The 14756-nt window shown below is 65.5% G+C and carries 17 protein-coding genes; 10 read left to right on the forward strand and 7 right to left on the reverse strand.

Annotated features, from left to right (window positions below):
- Nucleotides 1–58 precede the first annotated feature (58 nt).
- The 9 genes from FIU66_RS11165 to betC all read left to right on the forward strand — a co-directional run bounded on the left by FIU66_RS11165 (nucleotide 59) and on the right by betC (nucleotide 7517).
- Nucleotides 59–544 (forward strand): SH3 domain-containing protein, encoded by a 486-nt coding sequence (locus FIU66_RS11165; protein ID WP_167622783.1) that lies wholly within the window; start codon nucleotides 59–61, stop codon nucleotides 542–544.
- The gene (locus tag FIU66_RS11170; RefSeq protein ID WP_167622785.1) at nucleotides 541–1362 is read left to right on the forward strand and encodes an SDR family NAD(P)-dependent oxidoreductase; all 822 of its coding nucleotides are present in this window, start codon (nucleotides 541–543) and stop codon (nucleotides 1360–1362) included. The genes FIU66_RS11165 and FIU66_RS11170 overlap by 4 nt, the downstream gene beginning before the upstream one ends.
- Before the next feature lie 27 nt (nucleotides 1363–1389).
- Nucleotides 1390–1590, forward strand: coding sequence for a twin transmembrane helix small protein (locus FIU66_RS11175; RefSeq protein ID WP_167622787.1), 201 nt, complete (start codon nucleotides 1390–1392; stop codon nucleotides 1588–1590).
- On the forward strand, nucleotides 1590–2162 hold the full coding sequence (locus FIU66_RS11180) for a cob(I)yrinic acid a,c-diamide adenosyltransferase (RefSeq protein ID WP_167622789.1): 573 nt from the start codon (nucleotides 1590–1592) through the stop codon (nucleotides 2160–2162). Before FIU66_RS11175 ends, FIU66_RS11180 begins: the two co-directional genes overlap by 1 nt.
- A 124-nt stretch (nucleotides 2163–2286) precedes the next feature.
- Entirely contained in the window at nucleotides 2287–3045 is a 759-nt protein-coding gene (locus tag FIU66_RS11185) for an electron transfer flavoprotein subunit beta/FixA family protein (protein WP_167622790.1), read from the forward strand.
- On the forward strand, nucleotides 3045–3971 hold the full coding sequence (locus FIU66_RS11190; protein WP_167622792.1) for an electron transfer flavoprotein subunit alpha/FixB family protein: 927 nt from the start codon (nucleotides 3045–3047) through the stop codon (nucleotides 3969–3971). Before FIU66_RS11185 ends, FIU66_RS11190 begins: the two co-directional genes overlap by 1 nt.
- A gap of 145 nt (nucleotides 3972–4116) precedes the next feature.
- Entirely contained in the window at nucleotides 4117–4992 is an 876-nt protein-coding gene (locus tag FIU66_RS11195) for a 3-hydroxybutyryl-CoA dehydrogenase (protein WP_167622793.1), read from the forward strand.
- Nucleotides 4993–5092: 100 nt separating this feature from the next.
- Complete coding sequence (gene choX / locus FIU66_RS11200; protein WP_167622795.1) at nucleotides 5093–6022, forward strand: choline ABC transporter substrate-binding protein; 930 nt, start codon at nucleotides 5093–5095, stop codon at nucleotides 6020–6022.
- A gap of 1 nt (nucleotide 6023) precedes the next feature.
- Complete coding sequence (betC, locus tag FIU66_RS11205; protein ID WP_167623484.1) at nucleotides 6024–7517, forward strand: choline-sulfatase; 1494 nt, start codon at nucleotides 6024–6026, stop codon at nucleotides 7515–7517.
- Nucleotides 7518–7548: 31 nt separating this feature from the next.
- Here betC and FIU66_RS11210 read toward each other — a convergent pair whose 3' ends face one another.
- The 6 genes from FIU66_RS11210 to FIU66_RS11235 all read right to left on the reverse strand — a co-directional run bounded on the left by FIU66_RS11210 (nucleotide 7549) and on the right by FIU66_RS11235 (nucleotide 10796).
- Entirely contained in the window at nucleotides 7549–7941 is a 393-nt protein-coding gene (locus tag FIU66_RS11210) for a DUF2852 domain-containing protein (RefSeq protein ID WP_167622796.1), read from the reverse strand.
- A gap of 104 nt (nucleotides 7942–8045) precedes the next feature.
- Complete coding sequence (locus FIU66_RS11215) at nucleotides 8046–8660, reverse strand: TetR/AcrR family transcriptional regulator (protein ID WP_167622798.1); 615 nt, start codon at nucleotides 8658–8660, stop codon at nucleotides 8046–8048.
- A complete protein-coding gene (locus tag FIU66_RS11220; RefSeq protein ID WP_167622800.1) occupies nucleotides 8661–8939 on the reverse strand; it encodes an HPr family phosphocarrier protein in 279 nt (92 codons plus the stop codon). It lies immediately after the preceding gene.
- The gene (locus tag FIU66_RS11225; RefSeq protein ID WP_167622802.1) at nucleotides 8936–9358 is read right to left on the reverse strand and encodes a PTS sugar transporter subunit IIA; all 423 of its coding nucleotides are present in this window, start codon (nucleotides 9356–9358) and stop codon (nucleotides 8936–8938) included. Before FIU66_RS11225 ends, FIU66_RS11220 begins: the two co-directional genes overlap by 4 nt.
- A complete protein-coding gene (gene rapZ, locus FIU66_RS11230) occupies nucleotides 9355–10353 on the reverse strand; it encodes an RNase adapter RapZ (RefSeq protein WP_167623485.1) in 999 nt (332 codons plus the stop codon). The genes FIU66_RS11225 and rapZ overlap by 4 nt, the downstream gene beginning before the upstream one ends.
- A gap of 32 nt (nucleotides 10354–10385) precedes the next feature.
- Nucleotides 10386–10796 carry an HPr kinase/phosphorylase gene (locus FIU66_RS11235; protein ID WP_167622804.1) on the reverse strand — a complete coding sequence of 137 codons (411 nt, stop codon included), beginning with the start codon at nucleotides 10794–10796 and terminating at the stop codon, nucleotides 10386–10388.
- A gap of 207 nt (nucleotides 10797–11003) precedes the next feature.
- On the opposite strand from FIU66_RS11235, the gene FIU66_RS11240 reads away from it, so the two are divergent.
- Entirely contained in the window at nucleotides 11004–12599 is a 1596-nt protein-coding gene (locus tag FIU66_RS11240) for a phosphoenolpyruvate carboxykinase (RefSeq protein ID WP_167622805.1), read from the forward strand.
- A gap of 128 nt (nucleotides 12600–12727) precedes the next feature.
- Here the strand turns inward: FIU66_RS11240 and FIU66_RS11245 are convergent, their stop codons facing one another.
- Nucleotides 12728–14710, reverse strand: a complete 1983-nt coding sequence (locus FIU66_RS11245; RefSeq protein WP_167622807.1) for a PhoX family phosphatase — start codon at nucleotides 14708–14710, stop codon at nucleotides 12728–12730.
- Nucleotides 14711–14756 lie beyond the last annotated feature (46 nt).

The raw sequence follows: 14756 nt of genomic DNA on the forward strand, positions 1-14756 counted from the left end.
GTTGGCGTTGCGCTGCATCATAGGTTAACAAGATCCGAAGGGTCGCAGGGGGGCACCGATGATCAGACTGGGCGCGCTGATTCTGGCGACCTTGGCCGCGCTGTTCGTGATCCTGTCCGCCCTGGGTGACGGAAACCTGCGCGCCGACCGCCAGCCCGCGCCTGACGAACGCATGGCCCCGCTGGGCCCGGTCCCCGAACCCGCCGCGCCCGCCGAGATCACCCCCGTCGTGGTCGAGGCCGAAAGCCAGACCCCCCAGCAGGTGCAGCGCTTCCCGGGCCCCGCCCTGCGCCCCTCGCCCGAATATGCGGGGGAAACCCCCGTGGCGACGGCGCTTCCGGACGGGCCGGTGCTTTACGTGACTGGCGACCGGGTCAACATGCGGGCCGGGCCTTCGACAGGCGACCGGGTCGTATCCTCTCTGGTGCGGGGAACGGCGGTGCAGCCACTGGGACCGACCGATGCGGAATGGGTCAATATCCGCGACGCCGATGGCCGTGTCGGCTATGTCGCCGGCCGGTTCCTGTCCCAGACGGCCCCATGAGCCGACGCGTCCTGATCACCGGCTGCTCGTCCGGCATCGGGCTGGATGCCGCGCGGCGGATGCAGTCGCTGGGCTGGCAGGTCGTCGCCACCTGCCGCAAGCCGGAAGACATCGCCGCCCGCCGCGCCGAAGGGATCGAGTGCCACCACCTTGAACTGGCCGACGAGAACAGCGTCGCGCGACTGGTCGACCAGGTGCTGGCGGGCGGTCCGCTGGACGCGCTTGTTAACAATGCGGCCTTTGCCCTGCCCGGCGCGGTCGAGGACATGCCCCGCGGCGCGCTCCGCGCGATCTTCGAGACGAACCTGTTCGGCACCCATGACCTGACCGTCCGGCTGATCCCGCATTTCCGCCAGAACGGCGGGCGGATCGTCAACATCAGCTCGGTCCTGGGGCTGATCGGCATCCGCTGGCGCGGCCCCTATGTCGCGACCAAGTTCGCGATGGAGGGCCTGACCGATGTCCTGCGCCTGGAAATGGTGGGCACGCCCGTTAAGGTCATCCTGGTCGAGCCCGGCCCCATTGCCAGCCGCATCCGTGCGAATGCCATCCCGCATTTCGAACGCTGGGTGGACTGGCGGAACAGCGCCCGCGCCGATGAATACCGCGCCAGCCTGCTGAAGCGGCTTTACGAACCTGCCGCGAAGAAGGACCGCTTCGAACTCCATCCATCCGCCGTCAGCGACCGGATCGTCCATGCCCTGACATCGTCCCGCCCCCGGCCCCGCTATTACGTCACGACGCCGACCTGGATTTCGGGCACGGCCCGGCGGGTTCTGCCGACACGCGCTCTGGACTGGTTCGCGCGCCACGGCTAGGGTCCGGGCCAATGAAAGGCGGTGGACATGACTGACGACCCCCTCTTCTACGTGATCGTGGCGGCGATGCTGGCGGTGCTGGCGATCCTGGCCACGGGCATCGGCGGCTTCGCCAAGGGCGGCGAATTCAACCGCAAGAACGGCAACCGGATGATGCGGTGGCGTCTGATCGCCCAGGCGGTGGCGGTGGCGCTGATCATGCTGTTCGTCTGGCTGGGCGGCCGCTGATGGTCGTCCTGAACCGCATCTATACCCGCACCGGCGACAAGGGCGACACCGCCCTGTCGGACGGCACGCGCGTCGCCAAGCACGACCCGCGGGTCGAGGCCTATGGCACGGTGGACGAACTGAACGCGACGCTGGGCCTTTGCCGCCTTCACGCGACCGGAGACTTGGCCGGACGCATCGGCGTGATCCAGAACGACCTGTTCGACCTGGGCGCGGATCTGGCGCGGCCGAACATGGCTGCGGACGACCAGGCCGGGTATCCGGTCCTGCGGATCATCGACGCCCAGGTGACCCGCCTTGAGGCCGAGATCGACGCGATGAACGCCCACCTGAACCCGCTGCGCAGCTTCATCCTGCCGGGGGGATCGGTCCTGTCCGCGCATCTGCACCTGTCGCGCACGGTGGCCCGCCGGGCCGAACGCCGCGCGACCGATCTTGCCACCGGCGGCGACGTAAATGCTGCGGCCGTGCGCTATCTGAACCGCCTGTCGGACTGGCTGTTCGTCGCCGCCCGCATTGCCAACAATGGCGGGGCGGACGACATCCTGTGGGTGCCGGGGGCCAGCCGCTAGGCTTGACCCGCCGCGCCGGATGCTGGCGCAAACGCTGCGTCGGGGGACGCTTTTGTGTTGTGCATCGCGGCGATCCGCCGGTAACACTGCCCCCGACAATCATGCCCAAGGGGGAGCGCAACCCATGAAGATCCTTGTGCCCGTGAAGCGGGTGATTGACTACAACGTGAAGGCCCGGGTGAAGGCCGACGGGTCGGGCGTCGACCTGGCCAATGTGAAGATGTCGATGAACCCCTTCGACGAGATCGCGGTCGAGGAAGCCATCCGGCTGAAGGAAAAGGGCGCGGCCGAGGAGGTCGTGGTTGTCTCGATCGGCGTCAAGCAGGCGGGCGAGACGCTGCGCACGGCGCTTGCGATGGGCGCGGACCGGGCGATCCTGGTCGTGGCCGCCGATGACGTGCACCAGGACATCGAACCCCTGGCAGTGGCCAAGATCCTGAAGGCCGTGGTCGATGCCGAACAGCCCCGCCTGGTGATCGCGGGCAAGCAGGCGATCGACAACGACATGAACGCGACCGGGCAGATGCTGGCGGCGCTTCTGGGCTGGGGCCAGGCCACCTTCGCCAGCAAGGTCGAGATCGAGGGCGATGCGGCCAGGGTCACGCGCGAGGTGGACGGCGGCCTGCAGACGATCAGCGTGGCGCTGCCCGCGATCGTGACTGCCGACCTGCGCCTGAACGAGCCGCGCTATGCCAGCCTTCCCAACATCATGAAGGCCAAGAAAAAGCCGCTCGAGGAAAAATCCGCGGCCGATTACGGCGTTGACGTGACGCCGCGCCTCGAGGTGGTCTCGACGCGCGAACCCGAAGGCCGCAGCGCCGGCATCAAGGTCGGTTCCGTCGATGAACTGGTGGGCAAGCTGAAAGAAGCGGGGGTGATCTGATGGCTGTTCTTCTTCTGGGCGAAGTGACAAGTGGCGTGCTGAACCGCGATGCCACCGCCAAGGCCGTGAACGCGGTCGCCTCGCTGGGCGACGTGACGGTGCTTTGTGCCGGCGCAAGCGCGCGCGACGCCGCTGCCGAGGCCGCGACCATCGCCGGCGTGGCCCGCGTGCTGGTGGCCGAGGATGCCCGCTATGGCCACCGCCTTGCCGAACCGACCGCGGCGCTGCTGGCGAACTTGGCCTCCGACTATGACCACATCGCGGCACCTGCCACAACCGATGCCAAGAACGTCATGCCACGCGTGGCCGCGCTTCTGGACGTGATGGTGATCCCCGAAGTGTCCAAGGTCGTGGATGCAGACACGTTCGAGCGCCCGGTTTATGCCGGCAACGCCATCCAGACCGTCCGGTCGCGCGACACAAAGAAGGTCATGACCATCCGCACCGCCAGCTTCGACGCGGCGGGTTCGGGCGGCAATGCCCCCGTCAGCGACGCGACCCTGGCCGATGACCCGGCGCTGTCCTCGTGGATCGGCGACGAGGTTGCGGCATCGGACCGTCCCGAACTGACTTCGGCGGGCCGTGTCGTCTCGGGCGGGCGTGGCGTGGGTTCCAAGGACAGCTTCGCCATTATCGAAGCCCTGGCCGACAAGCTGGGCGCCGCGGTGGGTGCATCGCGCGCGGCCGTCGACTCTGGCTATGCGCCGAACGATTGGCAGGTCGGCCAGACCGGCAAGGTCGTCGCCCCGGAACTCTACGTGGCCGTCGGCATCTCGGGCGCCATCCAGCATCTGGCGGGCATGAAGGACAGCAAGGTCATCGTCGCCATCAACAAGGACGAGGAAGCCCCCATCTTCCAGATCGCCGACTATGGCCTGGTGGGGGATCTGTTCACGACCGTGCCGGAACTGACCGAGAAGCTGTAAGGCTTCTTCGTTGACGAAAGCCCCCGCAGGGGGTCCGGGGACGCCAGATCCCCCGGCGTCCAACCGCCCCCGCCCGGGGCGGTTTTGCGTTGCAGCACCGCCGCCCCCGCCCTATCGTCCCGCCAACACAAAATGCGAGGCGGCAATGACGGTTCAATCGGTTGGGATCATCGGGGCGGGTCAAATGGGCAACGGGATCGCCCATGTCTTTGCGCTTGCCGGATTCGATGTCCTGATGACCGATATCGGCCAGGAAGCCTTGGACAAGGCTCTTGCGCTGATCGACCGCAACCTTGAACGCCAGGTCAGCCGCGACAAGATCAGCGCCGAGGCCAAGAAGGCCGCCATCGGCCGGATCGGCACCACCCTGCGGCTGGCTGATCTGGGCCAGTGCGACCTGGTGATCGAGGCCGCGACCGAGCGCGAGACCGTCAAGCAGGCAATCTTCGAGGATCTGGTCCCGCATCTGAAGCCTTCGACGATCCTGACATCGAACACCTCCTCGATCTCGATCACCCGGCTGGCCTCGCGCACGGACCGGCCCGAAAAGTTCATGGGCTTCCACTTCATGAACCCGGTCCCGGTCATGCAACTGGTCGAGCTGATCCGGGGCATCGCCACCGACCAGCCGACCTATGACACCCTGCACGAGGTGGTGGAAAAGCTGGGCAAGACCGCGGCCAGCGCCGAGGATTTCCCGGCCTTCATCGTCAACCGCATCCTGATGCCGATGATCAACGAGGCGGTCTACACGCTGTACGAAGGCGTGGGCAACGTGAAGTCGATCGACGAATCCATGAAGCTGGGCGCGAACCACCCGATGGGACCGCTGGAGCTTGCCGACTTCATCGGGCTGGACACCTGCCTGGCGATCATGAACGTCCTCCACGACGGATTGGCCGACACCAAGTACCGTCCCTGCCCCCTGCTGACCAAGTATGTCGAGGCGGGCTGGCTGGGCCGCAAGACCGGGCGCGGCTTTTATGACTATCGCGGAGAGACGCCGGTTCCGACACGCTGACGCGCGACCCATGTCGCATTCAGGCGCGACGGCGGCCGGAATCCGTTCTTGATTGAACGGATAACCAAGAACCACGACCAAGAACCACAGGAGGTAAACCATGAAGGCCCTGACCATGACGGCCGCGCTGATGCTGGCCACCACGCTGCCCGCCTTTGCGGATGATGCAGGCACCTGCGGCACGGTGCGCTATTCCGATCCGGGTTGGACCGACATCACCGCGACGAACGGCGTCGCTGCCCTCCTGCTCGAGGCGCTTGGCTATACGCCCGATATCGCCACCCTGTCGGTGCCCGTCGGATACGAAGCGCTCAAGAACGGCCAGACCGACGTGTTCCTGGGCAACTGGATGCCGGCGCAGCAGAAGTTCCGCGACGACCTGGATGCGGCCGGCACGATCCAGGAACTGGTGCAGAACTTGGAAGGCGCGAAATTCACGCTGGCCGTGAACAAGGCGGGCGCGGATGCGGGCGTGGCCGATTTCGCCGATCTGGACGCGCAGAAGGACGCTTTCGGCGGCAAGATCTATGGGATCGAGCCGGGGGCGCCCGCGAACCAGTCGATCCAGGCGATGATCGAAAACGACGACTTCGGCTTGGGCGATTGGGAACTGGTCGAATCCGGAGAACAGGCGATGCTGGCCCAGGTTACCCGCAGCGGCGACACGCCGGTCGTATTCCTGGCATGGGCGCCCCATCCCATGAACGAGGCGATCGAGATCACCTATCTGTCCGGAGGCGATGCGCAGTTCGGCCCCAATTACGGCGGCGCGACGGTTCATACGCTGGCGCGCACGGAATGGGTCGAAGCCTGCCCGAATGCGGCCAAGCTGTTCAGCCAGCTGGTCTTCGACGTGCCGATGGAAAACGTCCTGATGGGCAAGATCCTGGATGACGGCATGGACGCCAAGGAAGCCGCCCGGGAATGGCTGGCCGAAAATCCCACGGCGGCGGACAAGTGGCTGGACGGCGTGACCACGCTGGATGGCCAGCCGGGTGCGGATGCCGTCAAGGCAGCTATCGCCGGGTAAGATCTTGAAGCCGAATATCCTGATCCTGATGGTGGACCAGCTGTCGGGGGTTCTTTTCCCCGACGGCCCGGCCCCTTTCCTGCACACGCCGAACCTGCGTCGTTTGGCCGAACGGTCGACGCGCTTTGCCAACACCTATACCGGCAGCCCGCTGTGCGCGCCGGCACGGGCCAGCTTCATGTCGGGACAATTGCCGCGCCGGACTCGGGTTTATGACAATGCGGCGGAATTCGCGTCCGATATCCCCACCTATGCCCACCACCTGCGCCGGGGGGGATACCAGACCAGCCTGTCAGGCAAGATGCATTTCGTCGGCCCCGACCAGTTGCACGGGTTCGAGGAACGGCTGACCACTGACATCTATCCCGCCGATTTCGGCTGGACCCCGGATTACCGCAAACCGGGCGAGCGGATCGACTGGTGGTATCACAACCTGGGTTCCGTCACCGGCGCAGGCGTGGCCGAGATCACCAACCAGTACGAATATGACGACGAGGTCGCCTATCACGCCTGCCGCAAGCTTTACGACCTGTCGCGGGGCAAGGACGACCGGCCCTGGTGCCTGACGGTCAGCTTTACCCATCCGCACGACCCCTTCGTGGCGCGGCGAAAATACTGGGACCTTTACGATGGCGTCCCGGAACTGGAGCCGCCCTCAGCCATCCCCTATGACGACATGGACCCGCATTCACAGCGTCTGATGGACGCCTGCGACTGGCGCGCGATGGAGATCACGCCCGACCACATCCGGCGTGCCAGGCAGGGATACTTCGCCAACATCACCTATATAGACGAGAAGATCGGCGAGATCCTGGACGTGCTGGACCGCACCCGCCAGGACGCGATCGTCCTGTTTTTGTCCGACCACGGCGAAATGCTGGGCGAACGGGGCATGTGGTTCAAGATGAACTTCTTCGAAGGCTCAAGCCGCGTGCCGCTGATGATCGCGGCCCCCGGCATGGCGCCGGGGCGGGTCGACCAGCCGGTCAGCACCATCGACGTGCTGCCGACGCTCTGCGACCTGGCAGGGCTGCCGATGGACGAGATCGCGCCATGGACCGACGGGCGGTCGCTGGTGCAGGGCGCAGCGCGTGGTCCGGTGCCAATGGAGTACGCGGCCGAGGGCAGCCTGTCGCCCATGGTCGCGATCCGCGACGGACGGTGGAAATACATCGCCTGCAACACCGACCCCGAGCTGCTGTTCGACCTGGAAACCGACCCGCAGGAACGGATCAACGTCGCGGGTGATCCCGGTCATGCAGGGCCTTTGGCCCATCTTCGCGCTTTGGCGATGCAGCGATGGGATCTGGACGCCTATGATGCCGAGGTTCGGCAATCGCAGGCCCGCCGCTGGATCGTCTATGAGGCGCTGCGCAACGGGGCCTATTACCCCTGGGACCACCAGCCGCTGCAGCTTGCCTCGGAACGCTACATGCGCAACCACATGGACCTGAACGTGCTGGAGGAAAGCCAGCGGTTCCCGCGCGGGGAATAAGGAAAGGGCCGGTCATCCCGGCCCTTCTTCGTCATGCGCTCTGGGAAGCCTCGGGCTTGTCGCCGCGGTTCTGCATGAACTGGTCGAACTCGGCCTTGTCCTTGGCCTCGCGCAGCTTTTGCAGGAAGTCCACGAATTCGCGGTGCTCATCCTCCAGCCGCTTCAGCGTTTCCTCGCGATAGGCGTCGAAGGCGCTGTTGCCGGTGCTGGGCGCGTAATAGCGGACGTGCGAGGCGCGGTTCTTGCAGCTGAACATGCGTTTGCTCCAGATCATATAGCCAAGAAGGGCCAGGCCCAGCGGCCAGAAGAAGACAAAGCCCAGAACCATCGCGATGATCCAGGCAGGGCGGCCGCGTGCATCCAGCCAGTCGCGGGCGCGGGTCAGCGGTCCCGCCACGCGAGAGGGCATCGGATAGGCGGGCATTCGGTAGGACGCGGTCTGCATTCTGAGGGAACCTCCCATGTTAATGTTAATCACATTTACATAGATGGGCGGCGCTAAGTCCGCGTCAAGCGGTCCAAGGGAAATTATTCGCCGATCAGGCCAAGCCCGCGCAGATAGATGATCGCACCGCTTTCCAGCATTTCGGACGGGCCGACAGGGCTGCGCCCGCCGGGCTTGCCGCGCAGGAACAGTTCCACCACGCCATGGCTGAGCGCCCAGATATGGTTTGCGACCATCCGCGCGGGCGGACGCCGTTCGGGGGGCAGGCGCTTGGCCATGATCTCGGCCGCGTCGATCAGCACCCGCTGCGCCCCTTCCGATGCGGCCAGCAGATCGGCGTTGCCCGCGATCGACAGACCGGATTCGAACATCGCCATGTAATAGCCCGGCCGCTCGACCGCGAAATCCAGATAGGCCTGGCCCATGCGCATGAAGGCGGTCAGCGGCCGGGGCGTGCCGTTGTCGAAGGCGCGCTCCAGCCGTTCACCGAAATCGACGAAACCTTGCCGCGCCACTTCTTCCAGCAGGTCGTCGCGCCCCTTGAAGTGGCGATAGGGGGCGGCGGGGGATACGCCTGCCCGGCGCGCGGCTTCGGACAGGGTGAAGGCCAGGGGGCCGGATTCCTGGATCAGCACGGCAGTCGCCTCGACCAAGGCCTGGCGCAGATTACCGTGGTGATAAGTCTTGCGGTCGGGCACCTACATGCCTTCGCCGAAGTAATCCGACACAAGGGCTTCAAGCGCATCGGCCAGGGCGGCGGCTTCCGGGCCGGATGTGGTCACGGTGATGCGGCTGCCCCGCGGCGCGGTCAGCATCAGCAACCCCATGATCGAGTCCCCCGACACGGACATGCCGTCCTTTTCCACCTGCGCCTGTGCGTCGAAGCGCTCGACCAGATCGACGAACTTGGCGCTGGCCCGGGCATGAAGGCCCTTTTCGTTGATGATCGCCAGGTGGCGCGTGACCTGCCCCGTCATCCGAAGCGAGAACCCGTATCAAAGGCCGCCTCGACCGGGACGTTGTACGAGTTGATGTACTTGCGCCCGGCCTCCTTGGCGAAGGCCACGGCGTCCGGCACGGGAAGGTGCCGCGATTTCGCCAGCTTGACCAGCATCGGCAGGTTGGCGCCGTAAAGGATGGTCCGGTCGCGCATGGCGCAGGCCGGCAAAGACAGGTTCGAGGGCGAGCCACCGAACAGGTCCGTCACGACCACGACGCCATCGCCGTTGTCCACCGAATTGGCGGCAGCCTGGATTTCAGCCGTCTTGGCAGCCCGGTCGTGATCGTCCTCGATCGCGACGGCTGCAATGCCGCTTTGCGGACCCACCACATGTTCAACGGCCAGCAGGTATTCCCTGGCCAAGCCGCCATGCGCCACGATCACGATTCCAATCAACGCGTTCCACCACGTTCAACAGCGCGCAGCCGGCCCGTCTCCTGGAAGATGCTTTCGGCATCCCCCAGGGAAGACGGCGCCGGAATGCGACGTTCAAGTTCCCTGTGCCTTATTGACACCGGCCAGCCCGCCTTCGCAAGCGTGGCGGCCACCTTTTCAGCCAAAGTGACGGAACGATGTTGTCCGCCAGTGCATCCAAAACCGACCGCGAGATGGGATTTTCCTTCCTCGAGATGGGCGGGAAGCAGAAACAGGATCATCTCGGAGACGCGATCCAGGAACTCTGCAAAGCGCGGATCGTCCGCGACATAGTCCTGCACCGCCTGGTCCCGGCCCGTCAAAGGGCGCAGCGAGGCTTCCCAGTGCGGGTTCGCCAGGAAGCGGCAGTCGAACATCATGTCGATGCCCCGCGGCACGCCGCGCTTGTAGCTGAAGGAATGCAGCGACACGCTGAGCCTGCCGTCAGGTCGGATGTCGAACCACCGCGTCAGTTCCGCCTTCAGGTCGTGGGGCGACAGTTCCGATGTGTCCACCAGCACGTCGGCCCGCACCCGGATGGGCTGCAGCAGGTCGATCTCGGCCCTCACGCCTGCTGCGGGGGCAGCATCCGGCGACAAGGGGTGCCGGCGCCGGGTTTCGTTGAACCGGCGCTCCAGCACCTCGGGGGCGCAGTCGAGGAACAGAACCTCGGGGGCGTAGCGCGGATCCCGGGTCAGCTTGTCGATCAGCTCGATCACGTTGCTGGCGGAAAAGTCGCGATTGCGCACATCAAGGCCAAGCGCCAAGGGCTGCGGCCTGGCCGGGCCGTCCAGCAGGCGCGGGATCAGCGACAGGGGCAGGTTGTCGATCGCCTCGAACCCCAGATCCTCCAGCACGTTGATCGCGGTGGACCGCCCCGCGCCGGATGGCCCCGTGACCAGGACCAGCCGCTGCGCCCCTTCGGAAGGGGCGGCGTCAAGGTTAGTTGGGGTGGGATCGTCGGCCAAGGCGACCATCTTTCCTGCCTGAATGGGATGCGGATCATCCGTCATGCGACGCGGCCACCGATAAGAAGCTGCCGCAGCGCAGCATAAAGATGCGGGCGATAAGGTCCTGTGACAAGGGGCAAGGCCACGCCCAGAACATCATAGCTTCGCGACTGTGGCAGGCGTTCATCAGCCCCCGCCCCTAGGTCGACCACCTGAACGACCCGGGCGGGACCGGCGGGCTCGGCGCCAAGGATGCCGATGCCGCGCGCCTCGATCCGGGCCAGAAGCGGGGGCGGGCAACTGGCGATGATGCGGTCGCCGTCGCGCCGCAACTCTGTGCGGTCATCCGCGACAAGATCCGCCCCTACTGCCATCAACTGCAGCGCGAGGCTGGACTTCCCCGCCCCCGACGGACCCAGGATCATCAACCCGGCTTTTCCGAACGCGATCGTGGTGGCGTGAAGCTGCATTTCGAATCACCTCCTTGATCCGATCATCCGCGGATTTCGCTAACATCCGGTTGCCCGTCATGGCCCGGTCATCATGTTGGCGATAACATTACCTGTTTACGCTAACTGTTCGCGCCAACTTCTTTTTCGCCTCTTTTAGCGTGTTATAGCCCCTTCATACTGCGTCACGATCGTGTCGCAAGCCAATGACCAAGGAGCGTCGATACCATGGCCACCCGCGTAAACCCCAATTGCAAACTTGAGGATCAGGGAATCGAGGGCCTCGGCCGGGTTTACTACAACCTCCTCGAGCCGGCGCTGATGACCGAGGCGGTGGCCCGCGGCGAAGGCAAGCTGGGCCTGGGCGGGACGTTCCTGGTTTCCACCGGCGCACATACGGGGCGGTCGCCCAAGGACAAGTTCGTGGTCCGCACGCCCGAGGTCGAAGACACGATCTGGTGGGAAAACAACAAGCCCATGTCGCCGGAGGCCTTCGATCGCCTGCACGCCGACATGCTGGCCCATATGAAGGGCCGCGACTATTTCGTGCAGGATCTGTTCGGCGGCGCGGATGCCGACAACCGCCTGGACGTGCGCGTCGTGACGGAACTGGCCTGGCACGGGCTGTTCATCCGCCACCTGCTGCGCCGGCCCGATGCCAGCGAACTGGCAAGCTTCGCGCCCGAATTCACCATCATCAACTGCCCCAGCTTCAAGGCCGATCCCGAACGCCACGGCTGCCGCAGCGAAACGGTGATCGCGCTGAACTTCGCCAAGAAGCTGATCCTGATCGGCAACACGGCTTACGCGGGCGAGAACAAGAAATCGGTGTTCACGCTGCTGAACTATCTGCTGCCGGAAAAGGGCATCATGCCGATGCATTGTTCCGCCAACCACGCCATCGGCAATCCCGACGACAGCGCCGTCTTCTTCGGCCTGTCGGGCACCGGCAAGACCACGCTCTCGGCCGACCCCTCGCGCGTGCTGATCGGCGATGACGAACATGGCTGGTCGGACAAGGGCATCTTCAACTTCGAAGGCGGCTGCTACGCCAAGACCATCAACCTGTCGCCCAAGGCCGAGCCCGAGATCTATGCCACCTGCTCTCGCTTCGGCACGGTGATCGAGAACATGGTCTTCGACGCCGACACGCTGGAGCTGGATTTCGAAGACAACTCGATCACCGACAACATGCGCTGCGCCTATCCGCTGGAGGCCATCGGCAATGCGTCCCCCACCAGCCTGGGCGGACATCCGAAAAACGTGATCATGCTGACCTGCGACGCTTATGGCGTGCTGCCGCCCATCGCGCGGCTGACGCCTGCGCAGGCCATGTATCACTTCCTGTCGGGCTTCACGTCCAAGACGCCGGGAACCGAGGTCGGCGTGGTCGAGCCGGTGCCGACCTTCTCGACCTGCTTTGGCGCGCCCTTCATGCCCCGCCGTCCCGAGGTTTATGGCAAGCTCTTGCAGGACAAGATCGCCCAGCACGGCGCAAGCTGCTGGCTGGTCAACACCGGCTGGACCGGCGGGGCTTTCGGCACAGGCAAGCGGATGCCCATCGCGGCGACCCGCGCCCTGTTGGCGGCCGCGCTGGACGGCAGCCTGAACGACGTGCAGTTCCGCAAGGATCCGAACTTCGGCTTCGAGGTTCCCGTGTCGGTGCCGGGCGTCGAGGACAAGCTGCTGGATCCGCGCCAGACTTGGGCCGACCCGGCTGCCTATGACAAGCAGGCGGCCAAGCTGGTGCAGATGTTCAGCGACAACTTCGCGCAGTACCTGGGTGCCATCGACGACGAGGTTCGGGCGGCAGCCATCGGCTGAGATTGCTCATCCGAAATCCAAAGGCCGCGCAGATAGCGCGGCCTTTTTCTTTCTGGGGCGTAGGGTGCGTGCTTGCACGCACCGACTGCGCAAGGACCGTGGTGCGTGCAAGCACGCACCCTACCGGATCAGCCGATCCGGCCGCCACCCTGCTTGGTGATGGCCACGACCGACGGGCGCACGGGCATAGCATCGTCGAAATCAGGCCAGCGGGTCGACAGGTCCTCATAATAGGACGGGCGGCCATGACCTTCCCAATCGTCGCCGCCATCGGCAGGATGCTGGACGGCCACGAAGAAGGTGGTCATGTCGGCGGTGATGCAGGGACCGCAAAGCTCTCCACCGACCGGGACGCGATAGAACAGGCGCGAGGTGCCGCGGGCCGTGCCCTCGGTGTCCACCGCCCACAGCCCGTCCGTCCGGCCCGTGTCGGACATCGAGTTGCCGTCGGTCGACACCCACAGCCGCCCGTCCGTGTCGATGGCCGCGTTGTCCGGCATCCCGAACCAGCCATTCGCGGTGGTCTCGGTCGAGAAGGTGGCGCCCACTTCGGCAATGCTGGGATCGCCGCATTTCACCAGGATTTCCCAGGTGCCTTCCGTCGCGGTGAAGTCGCCGTCCTGTTCGATGATCTCGATGATGTGGCCGAAGGCGTTGTCCACGCGCGGGTTGGCGGCGTTGGCTTCCTCGCGCCGGGTGTTGTTGGTCAGCATGACATAGGCACGGCCCGTGACGGGGTTCGGCTGGATGTCCTCGGGGCGGTCCATCGGCGTCGCTTCCAGCAGGTCGGCGGCGCGGCGGGTCTCGATCAGCACGTCGGCCTGGCTGGCAAAACCGTTCTCGGCCGTCAGCGGGCCTTCGCCATGCACCAGCGGCAGCCATTCGACCCGGCCATCGTCGTGGAAGCGCGCGACATACAGCGTGCCCTCGTCCAGCAGATCCATGTTGGCGGCGCGGTCGTCGGGGTTGTAGGTGCTCGCGGTCACGAACTTGTAGACGTAATCGAAGCGTTCATCGTCGCCCAGGTAGAAGACGACGCGGCCGTCCTTGGCCACGACGCTTTCCGCGCCTTCGTGCTTGAAGCGGCCGAGCGCCGTGCGTTTCTTGGGCGTCGAGGCCGGGTCCATCACGTCCACCTCGACGATCCAGCCAAAGCGGTTTGCCTCGTTGGGGTCTTTCGAGACATCGAAGCGGTCGTGGAAATTGCCCCAGGCATAGGTCGATTCCGGGATGCCCAGGCGGTCGTAATTCGCGGCCTCGGCATGGCCTTCGGGAAGCGTGCCGGTGAAATAGCCGTGGATGTTCTCCTCGGCCATGATGTAGGTGCCCCAGGGAGTCACGCCGCCCGCGCAGTTGTTGATCGTGCCCAGGACCTGGCGCCCCGTCGGGTCGGCCACGGTCTGCAGGCGCGCATGGCCCGCCGCCGGGCCGGTCAGTTCCATCGGGGTCTTGGCGGTGATACGGCGGTTCAGCGCGCCGTCCAGCACCGGCTGCCACTTGCCGTCAACCTTGCGGATCTCGATGATCGTGCCGCCATGGGCCGCCATCTCGATGTTGACGCGGGCCTCGTCGGCCTCGGACACCTCGATCTCGCCGTCCTTGATGGTGACGATGCCGGGGAACATCAGGTGTTCGTTGGTGTATTCGTGGTTCACGACCAGCAGGCCGCGATCATCGGCGCCGTCCAGCGGGATGAAGCCCACGAAGTCGTTGTTATAGCCGAACTGGCGTTCCTGCGCGGCCTCGGACTGGTTCAGGGGATCGAAGTCCGGCGCGTCGGCAAAGACCTTGTCGCCCCACCGCAGCAGCACGTCCGCGTCATAGCCCTGGGCGACGTGGTGGTCGGCGTCCACCCCTGCGGTGACTTCCGGGAAGTCGAAGGCCGAGGCAGAGGTCTGCGCCTGCGCATCGGTCGCCGACAGCAGCGCGATCGGGCTGACCGTGGCCGAGATCGCCGTCACCGCCATCGAGCCCTTCAGGAAATCCCGGCGCGAGAAGCGGGCCGCGATGATCTCGCCCATGGTGCGGTTGGCAGTGGGATTGAGGCCGGGGCCGTCGGCCTCTTCCAGCTTGCTGGTGCGAAAGATGTTGCGGGTCTGCTGGTCACGCATCGCGCTCTCCTGGCTGGTCGTTGGGGCCGTTGATGGCCTGTCGGGC

It is taken from the genome of Paracoccus sp. AK26 (genome assembly GCF_011801365.1).
In the GTDB taxonomy this organism is placed as follows: Bacteria; Pseudomonadota; Alphaproteobacteria; order Rhodobacterales; family Rhodobacteraceae; genus Paracoccus; species Paracoccus aerius.